Source organism: Mesorhizobium silamurunense (genome assembly GCF_014843825.1).
GTDB classification, from domain to species: Bacteria; Pseudomonadota; Alphaproteobacteria; order Rhizobiales; family Rhizobiaceae; genus Mesorhizobium; species Mesorhizobium silamurunense.
In genome coordinates this window covers 1-1,912 of sequence record NZ_JHQR01000361.1, presented here as the reverse complement: position 1 = coordinate 1,912, position 1,912 = coordinate 1, and the positions used below count along the sequence as shown (strand labels likewise).

At 57.0% G+C, this 1,912-nt stretch carries 1 protein-coding gene; it reads right to left on the bottom strand.

Translation table 11 applies throughout. From position 1 onward, the window contains the following. Positions 1-322: 322 nt before the first annotated feature. Complete coding sequence (locus tag DH10_RS33070; protein WP_192385802.1) at positions 323-1,753, bottom strand: M20 family metallopeptidase; 1,431 nt, start codon at positions 1,751-1,753, stop codon at positions 323-325. Positions 1,754-1,912 lie beyond the last annotated feature (159 nt).

Genomic DNA, 1,912 nt, shown 5'->3' with positions numbered 1-1,912 from the left:
AAACGTGCTTCTGTGGTGCATTGCGATCCTGGATCAGCGCATTCAGGCGCTGGCGATCAATCGACGAAACGGTGAGGGATATTCCTGTGCGCATGCGCCAGACTCGCATGCAAACCCGCGAAAGGGAATCCCAAGCCGGACTCTTATGTCAGGCGAGGACCAGTAGGAATGCCACGCCGCTAAGGGGGCGAACGGGATTGTCAATCGTGACTCCGCTTAACTCGGCGGATTGATACGTCACTTAGGATGCACATCAATACCAGAACCCCGGACCAGGTCGGCCGCACACTCACGACCTCTCTCAAACCGTAAGAGCCGGGCTTTAAGGCGCCTTCGCACGCAAATTACTGGGCGTGACGTCCAAAGGTATTGGGCAGAGATATGGCCCCCCCCCGGTTTGTTGCTTCCACTCCGCCTTTGCACGAGTGATGATTGCTGGATTGCGTATGCAATCCGCCGCCGTACAAGCTATGACCTTGGCAGCCAATATCATTCCCTTGTGGGCCGCAGGCAAGTTGCCTTGCGTGACGAGCTGCCAACTGTGGAAGGGCGTGCCAATGGCGAAGCAGGCTGTCCAACACTGTACAGTTGGCACGATCCAGCTGACGTCGCCCACGTCTGTCGAGCCCATCTGGAATTGGTCTGCCCCCAATGGGAGGAGGCTATCGTGGAGGATCTTGTCCTTCAACGAAACATCGCTCCCCACGACGCTGGCCAGCACATCATCGTCCGACAGCGCCGTCTTGCGAAGCTCCTTGGCGAACTCATAGTCAGCTGTGTCAAAAGGGGGCGGGCCGATACGGCGCATGTTCTCGTACATAACCTCATACAGCGCTTTGTTAAGCAAAACGTTGGAGTAGCCGCCAGTGATTTGCACCTTTACAGAGGTTTCGGTCATAAGTGCCGCACCTTCTGCAATCTTTTTCACGCGCGCAAACACCCGCTCAGCATCTTGCAGGGTCGGAGAACGAATAGAATACGATGACTCGGCATAGGCCTGCACTACGTTAGGGAACTCACCGCCGGCGTTGATAATGGAATAGTGAACGCGAGCGTCTGAGGGCATGTGCTCGCGCAAGTAGTTAGCGCCGACATTCATTAACTCGACCGCGTCGAGCGCGCTGCGCCCCAAATGGGGATCCGCCGCCGCGTGTGCCGCGCGACCGGTAAAAGAGAAACGGGCCCACTTTGCGGCGTTCGAGGATTTCGTTAGCACTTCGTTAACCACCGCTGGATGCCAGCAGAAGGCTGCATCGAGATCGTTGAAAGCGCCGGCTCGGGCCATAAAGGCCTTACCCCCTCCAGCTTCTTCTGCCGGGCAGCCGTAAAAGCGCACTGTACCTTCAATACCTTCAGCTGCGAGCGCATCCTTTAATGCGACTGCTGCAAGCGCCGAGCCAGCGCCGAGAAGATTGTGCCCGCAGCCATGACCTGGTCCGCCTTCGGTCGAACTAGGTCTAGTTGCGCTCGAGACTTGAGCCAGATCGGGAAGGGCGTCGTATTCGCCGAGGATGCCAATGATGGGGCTGCCCTGGCCGAATTCGGCGATGAAGGCGGTCGCCATGCCGCCGACATTCGTGGTGATACGAAAACCTTCGCGCTCGAGCACAGCGATGTGCTCGGCAACCGAGCGATGCTCCTCAAAAGCTAATTCTGGCATTGCCCAGATGCGGTCGCTTAAGGCGCAGTAGTCGGCGGCTTTCGTATCCACGCGGCGGACGATTTCATCGAGGCTGAGGGGGTCATTTTCCATAGTTACTGATTTCCCTAAGATGGTGGCTAACTGATCAGACCGTCGTTCCGGCAGGCGAGGGCACTGCTGAATAGGATTAAGCTGGACATGCCGAATGTGCTCTTGTCCCAGTCATCGACTTTCTTCCCTGCTCGACATGCTTTCACAGTTGATTTTGAC

Coding starts and splice junctions, on each gene's coding strand:
- DH10_RS33070 (WP_192385802.1), bottom strand. CDS start 1,753: ATGGAAAATGACCCCCTCAGCCTCGATGAAATCGTCCGCCGCGTGGAT.